Genomic DNA, 6,083 nt, shown 5'->3' with positions numbered 1-6,083 from the left:
ATAGACGACATAAAGCCATCGACAATCGAATTAGCCAGATCTTCGCCCGCTTGTTCCATACCAGCCTTGGCAGCATCCGAGAGCTTTTCCTGTGTAAAAAAACTCTTCAACCATTGCCAAAAGTTGGAAAAGCTTTGTTTAACGCCCTCCCACAAATTGCCAAACCACTCGACAACAGCGCTAAGCTCTTGTTTAAACTTTTGCCAAGTTTGAGAGAAATCAAAAGCAGCAGCAATGATATTTTTCCATTTGGTGATGGTGGTGGTATCAGCACCAAAAAAGCGCATGACGGCTTCAAAGGCACGCCCCCAAGCCCGAGATACCCCCCGTGCAAAACCTTTGACAAAAGAAGAAAAACGATCCCAATATTTCCACAAAGCAAAACCAGCAGCAAGGATGACAGCCACAACAGCAGCAATGACCGCCCCGATCGGGGTAAAAATACCCCCCACAACAGAGGAAAGACTTGCCCCAACCACTTCGATCACTGTCCCCATCCAACCAAAAGAGGCAGCAAATGCACTTCCTGAGACAGCAATCCCCCGTAAAGCCCCTACCAGTAAAGTCATGGGGCGAAGAAGACGCAGCGCACTTCCACCAAAGCTTGCTGCTATTAAACCCAGCGAGCGCCCTGCGGCTGCTAAGCCCCGCCAGCTTGCAGCAACACCACGACTAACAGCACCCATCTTGATAAAAGAGCCCATCAATTGAAGAAGCCCAAGGCGTGTCCCAGCAAGAGTAAAGCGCAACACGCGCAGAGCAATATTAAAAGCCATGAGGGCGGCAATGGTTTTGATAATGGCGCTTGTTAAAGTTGGGTGCGCATTCGCCCACGCCATCAACCCATTGGTAAAATTACCAACAGTTTCCATGAGACTGTTGAGAGGAGGCAGAAGCACTTCACCAATGGTGATGCCCAGAGCCACAATACGGTTTTGTAAGAGTTCAAATTGCCGCATGGCACCGGTTGCTTGTTTGTCTGCTTCTTGTTCTACCGAACCTTTAAAGACTTGTGGATCTTTCACATACTCTAAAGCTTGCCCTAACAATTCGGGGTTACCCACCAATTTGGCAAAATCACCGGTAAAATCGCGCCCCGCAATGGCAATCAGCGAGCGCATCCCCTGTTCGGATTTACCCAACACATTAAAAAAGCGCACCAAGGTGCCGGTGGCATCTTTGTCCAGATCTTGCATGAATTTTTCGCGAGAAAGCCCGATATTGGCAAAAGCATCTTCAATATGTTTGCCCCCTGCCTGAATGCGCGCACTCATGGCATTAAAACCACGCGCGGCACTCTCAGGAACAATCCCAGCAGAAATCATCGCCGTACCAAATGCCGCAGTTTCGCGCGCTGTCAACTTAAACATGGTTGCCGCACCGGTGGCACGATTGGTAAAATCAGACACTTCACTGGCCTTTGCCGCCATGTGATTAGAGAGATGATTGATAGCATCGCCTAGATCTTCAATGCCTACCTGATTAAGCTTAAAGACATTGCGCAATTTGGCAAAGCGCTCCCCAATCTGATCTCCCGTCATATCAAAAGCTACAGCTGCTTTAGCGGCGTAAATGCTAAAAGCTTCTAGATCTTGTTCACCAATCCCTGCTTGGCTGGCACTGGTCATCAATTCTAAGACTTCACGCGCCGCTAGCGGAATCTTGGTGGAGGTTTCAAGCGCAAAACGGCGCAATTCCTTTAAGCGATTAAGGGGGGCATCGAGAACCTTTTCCAAGCCCTTCATCGATTGATCAAATTGCATGGCTTTATAGAGCGGTGCAATTAAGGTTGCTGTTTGCGCAATGGCACCCACCATGCGCCCCCGCGCTTGGATAAAAGCATTTTCCGCATTCTTTGTCGCATCCTCAAGATGCTCAGGGTCAAACCACCCTTTAAAATGCTGCCTTGTCTTGTTTTGGAAATGCGCAACATCTGAACTAAAGGCTGCAAGATCACGCTTGGCAGAAGCTATCCCCTCTTGCAGATGATTGACAAAACGCACAACAAGGGAAACATCCATGACGATTCTTTATCCTAACTGATGGCTTTCATATTCTTGAGCTTTCAGGCGCGCGAGTTCTTCTCGATAGGCAATCACATCCAGCCAATCCATCTGGTTAATCTCTGAAGGCGCCCAGTGATAATAAAGGGCTAGTTCTGCCCCAAATTGTCTGGCAGAGAGGATTGGCGTTGCGTAAAAAAAACAAAAAAAGCCTTCAATATTGCGACAATATCCATCACATCAACTCGATCAATCAATTCAATAGATTCACGTGACATATCAGCCAAAAGTGCTGTGATGCCTTCTGTTGCCTCACTTGTGAACAAAACTTGAGAAAGCTTCGTGATAAGCACATCATTGCTCAAAGTTGTTTTTTGCTCTCCAAACTCAGGAAGCAGCAGCTCTGTCAATTGTGGTCCAATGAGCACCGCTAATTGCTTGGCATGCTTAAAAGTGGGGCGATAAAAGGTCAGTTTCTTGCAGAGAGATTCTTTGCCACTTTTATCTTGATAAGGAAGCGGAACCTGCAATTCCACGTCAATGCTGGTTTGTAAACTTGTCATGATCAATTCCTATAAGTTGAGAATAGAGCGGCGGCGAGAACCGATCTCTTGCCCATTGCGGACAAGCCAGCCGCCCCGTTTAAAGGAAAAGCGGTGCAAAACAGAACCATCCCAAAATTCCGTATAGTCCCAAACATTTTTGATCTCGCAATCATAGCCTGTCGCTTTTCCAGCTGTTAAGCCTTCGCTATCGACTTTGACCAACCGCCCTGTCACATCAATGGAATGTTCATGCTCACGCCCATCTTCTTCAGAGATCACATGTTTTTTGCCAGTGAATTTATGACGAAGACCAGGGGGACCACCAAAAATACCGATGACCTCAGGGGTATGGCTGCGGATTTTCATTTGCATGCTCAAAGCTTTCACACCAAGACCGCTCACATCAATCTGCATATCAGAGCCCCCTGGTTGATAGGTTTCGGTGATTTCTTCCAACGTAGGTAATTTGAGGGTTTCAAGATCAAGATGTAGATTCACATCATCATCAATAATCAAGGTAAAACCGCGTACAATGCGTAAAGTCATGCTTTAACTCCTTGCTGCTTTGCGATAAGTTTCAAGCGTATCGCCAAATTGATAAGTCATTTTCTTTTGGATATCTTGCGCCAGCCGATCAAAATAAGCGCTATTGCGCCGGCTGCCGAAACTCAAATCTTCTAAAGGTGGCACTTCTTCTGCATCAAATTCCACCCGCAATTTTCCCAATTGTAAAGTGCTGTTGGAATTTAAATCGCGGTCAAACCAAACACGGCCACCCAAAAGCGCACCACGCGCAATCATATCATCAAGAAACTGTGTAAGGCTGCGGGTAATGGCAATAACATGTTGGCCAGTAAGGTTTTCATCATTCGCCCAAGGGCGGAAATTGTTGATGATCGTTTTTTCCAAAGCTGCACGGGTGCGCACCACATTGACAAAGCGCCAAAGTGGATCACTGGAGGTGGTATGATTTCCCCATAAAATGCGCCCATTGGAAGCTACTTCTCCCTGCGCATTTTGGCTAAGCCGTGCTGGAATAAAGGTCGCAATATCGGCTTGGTTAAGGCGATTTGCCTCATGATCAATTTCGCCATCAAAATAGCTAATGGGGCGTGCTGTCCCTAAAATGCCATGCACATCTTGGTTGGAAGGAGACCAAAAAACACCGCCCCTTTGCTTGTCACGTTTGATAAACATGGCGGCAGCAAAAGGACTTGCCGGTTTAACACTAACACCCCCCTCACGATTTGCCACCCGTACAAAGGGATCAATCAAATAACAAAAGCGTGAGGAAAAATCTGCACGATAGGCAAGACTTTCTTGCGTGTTTTTACCACCCGTATCAAACACGGCAATGGCTTGCAACTTTTCTGCCACTTGTTCTAAAGCATCTGCCACGGGGTTTTTACCATTATCAATCCGCCCTGCACTATAAGCCGGTGCTAAGAGAATTCCAGGTTCCACCCCCAAATGCCCCCGCGCATGCGCTAAGGCATGCACACCGGTCAAGTGAGTATTGGATCCCACCATTTCGGTTTGTGTCTCAGCAATGGTTGACTTTTCTTCCACACGCACAAGGATAATTTGTGCCTCAATCCCCTGCGCGCACACGGCTTTAATCACATCAAGAGCCGTGCCTCTTGCCCCAAGCTTTTGGATTTTCTCTGTCTCATGGGTGAAGACCAACACGGGCTCGTCGAGGGGAAAAACTTGGTTGTCAGCATCAGGGGCTGTAACAACCGCCCCAATGGCGGTCTGATCAAATGTTGCTAAAGGACGGGAATCCTCACCAGCCTCTACAATGCGAATCCCATGATTAAATTCTATTGCCATCTTGCTCTCCAAATCAATGAAGAGAGAATAACAACCATCACCATGCTCGATAAGACTGACACTGTCAGTCAAAAAAAGCCCTTTCAAAGGGCTTTGAAAGAGCAATAAAAGGACTTAAAAACATATAAGCTCGCTTATACAATAAGCACCATTTGAATTGTGCTCTCTTTGATTATGTATTTAATCTTTCCACAATCTTATGAGGACAGCGCCATCAGCTCCAGCACCGCTTGGAGAGGAATCTCCATGAGAGCCAGCACCACCTCCACCAAAACCACCCCCTCCTTTTCCTGAAGCACGAAAACCTTTTCCTGTTCCTCCAGGACCACCTCGAGATGTATCACCCCCAGCATCACCACCACTTCCACTTACACCACCACGGTTACCATCTGTTCCAGGATGGCCATTCTCGCCCTTGAAAAGACCGGGGCGATCATTCGTCGCCAAGCCAAAATTTCCCCCCACTCCTCCAGCTCCACCATTTCCTGGAAAAGATGATGAATAAGCCCCTCCACCACCATGACCTCCTGTTGCTGTGATAAAATCCTTGCCAATGATTGTTGTTCCACCAGAATTCCCTGTCGCACCACGCGAGGCAACAGAATCTCCTCCTTTACCAACGATGATAGCTTCATTCCCAGCTAAACTCGCTTTATAGCCATACCATACTGAACAACCACCACCACCACCTCCTCCTCCTAAACTTGGTGTATCAGATCCACCCCCACTACCGCCGCCGCCCCACGCTTGGATTTCTACTTTGGTTTTATCGGTTACCCAGTCTGGCCACTGAATTTTACCATCCTGCGTATACAGCAATTCAGCATCAGCAAGTTCTGGCCAATTAATGGGTTTATCAGTAAAAACTTTTTTAAGACTCTTTATTTCTGCCCATATTTCCTGCTTGAGGGCATCCACTTGCGCCTTGGTATAAACAACATCACCGTCCACTTTAAGCGGTCCTTTAAGCGAGCTTCCGCTTGTGCTTAAACTGGTAACCATTTCACCATTGTGGATGAGGCTAAACGACGAATTGCCCAAAAGCTCTAAGGCACCACTCATAGTCACTTTGCTGGTAAATTTATTATAACTTTGCCATTCATTTGGGCTTGTGAGGTGCCCATAGCTTGTGAGATCTTCATTGATCTTGGCTCTAAAATCGTCAAGCCCCACGATATCTTCGGTTTTATGTTGATGTGCGCCTAATAGAGAGATAGCACTCCCAAAGGTGAAGTTATTATTGCTTGATTTATAGAGAACATAATTGTTGGCAGCATCTTGTGCACCCTCGATATCACCTAAATCTTTTAAAGTGAAAGTTTTATCCGCTGCCATCTTGCCCTTCAAGGCTGCTTCAAGATCTGCAACATCACTTATTGTGTGCGTGTGTTTTGAAGGCGCTTTTCCCTCTACCTTGTCCTCAACATCTGCAATGGCTTGATCAATTTTGGTCAAGTTTTCGCGCAAGATTGGGAATTCAGAACTGATAAAGCGTCCTTCTTTAGGCAATTCCATGTCGAGTTTTTTGGTTTTTGTCATCTCTCATTTTCCCCTCATAATATGCCGGCGCCAAAATCACTCACCATGGACCGCGCAGCAGGTCCACCGGTAAGCGTGAGTTTCAAGCGCGCTTGTTTGGCGCCTTTATCACTGCTGGTAAATTTTCGTTCTGTCCAAAGCGGTTCAGCGAGTTGTTCTGTTT

5 protein-coding genes are annotated in these 6,083 nt (G+C 46.9%); all 5 read right to left on the bottom strand.

The window, feature by feature from the left end; genetic code table 11:
- On the bottom strand, nucleotides 1–2,021 hold a 2,021-nt coding region (locus tag ACFIJZ_RS09050; protein WP_375631784.1), incomplete at its 3' end, for a phage tail tape measure protein.
- A gap of 131 nt (nucleotides 2,022–2,152) precedes the next feature.
- The gene (locus tag ACFIJZ_RS09045) at nucleotides 2,153–2,566 is read right to left on the bottom strand and encodes a hypothetical protein (protein ID WP_375631783.1); all 414 of its coding nucleotides are present in this window, start codon (nucleotides 2,564–2,566) and stop codon (nucleotides 2,153–2,155) included.
- Between the two features lie 9 nt (nucleotides 2,567–2,575).
- Nucleotides 2,576–3,094: a phage major tail tube protein gene (locus ACFIJZ_RS09040; RefSeq protein ID WP_375631781.1), complete on the bottom strand. Its 519-nt coding sequence runs from the start codon at nucleotides 3,092–3,094 to the stop codon at nucleotides 2,576–2,578.
- A gap of 3 nt (nucleotides 3,095–3,097) precedes the next feature.
- Nucleotides 3,098–4,381: a phage tail sheath C-terminal domain-containing protein gene (locus ACFIJZ_RS09035; protein ID WP_375631786.1), complete on the bottom strand. Its 1,284-nt coding sequence runs from the start codon at nucleotides 4,379–4,381 to the stop codon at nucleotides 3,098–3,100.
- Between the two features lie 180 nt (nucleotides 4,382–4,561).
- Nucleotides 4,562–5,920, bottom strand: coding sequence for a Bgr_08870 family protein (locus tag ACFIJZ_RS09030; protein ID WP_375631779.1), 1,359 nt, complete (start codon nucleotides 5,918–5,920; stop codon nucleotides 4,562–4,564).
- Nucleotides 5,921–6,083 lie beyond the last annotated feature (163 nt).

The organism is Bartonella sp. CL70QHWL, from assembly GCF_042194855.1.
GTDB lineage: Bacteria > Pseudomonadota > Alphaproteobacteria > Rhizobiales > Rhizobiaceae > Bartonella.
This window is presented reverse-complemented; position numbering and strand designations above follow the sequence as displayed.

Coding starts and splice junctions, on each gene's coding strand:
- ACFIJZ_RS09045 (WP_375631783.1), bottom strand. CDS start 2,566: ATGACAAGTTTACAAACCAGCATTGACGTGGAATTGCAGGTTCCGCTT.
- ACFIJZ_RS09040 (WP_375631781.1), bottom strand. CDS start 3,094: ATGACTTTACGCATTGTACGCGGTTTTACCTTGATTATTGATGATGAT.
- ACFIJZ_RS09035 (WP_375631786.1), bottom strand. CDS start 4,381: ATGGCAATAGAATTTAATCATGGGATTCGCATTGTAGAGGCTGGTGAG.
- ACFIJZ_RS09030 (WP_375631779.1), bottom strand. CDS start 5,920: ATGACAAAAACCAAAAAACTCGACATGGAATTGCCTAAAGAAGGACGC.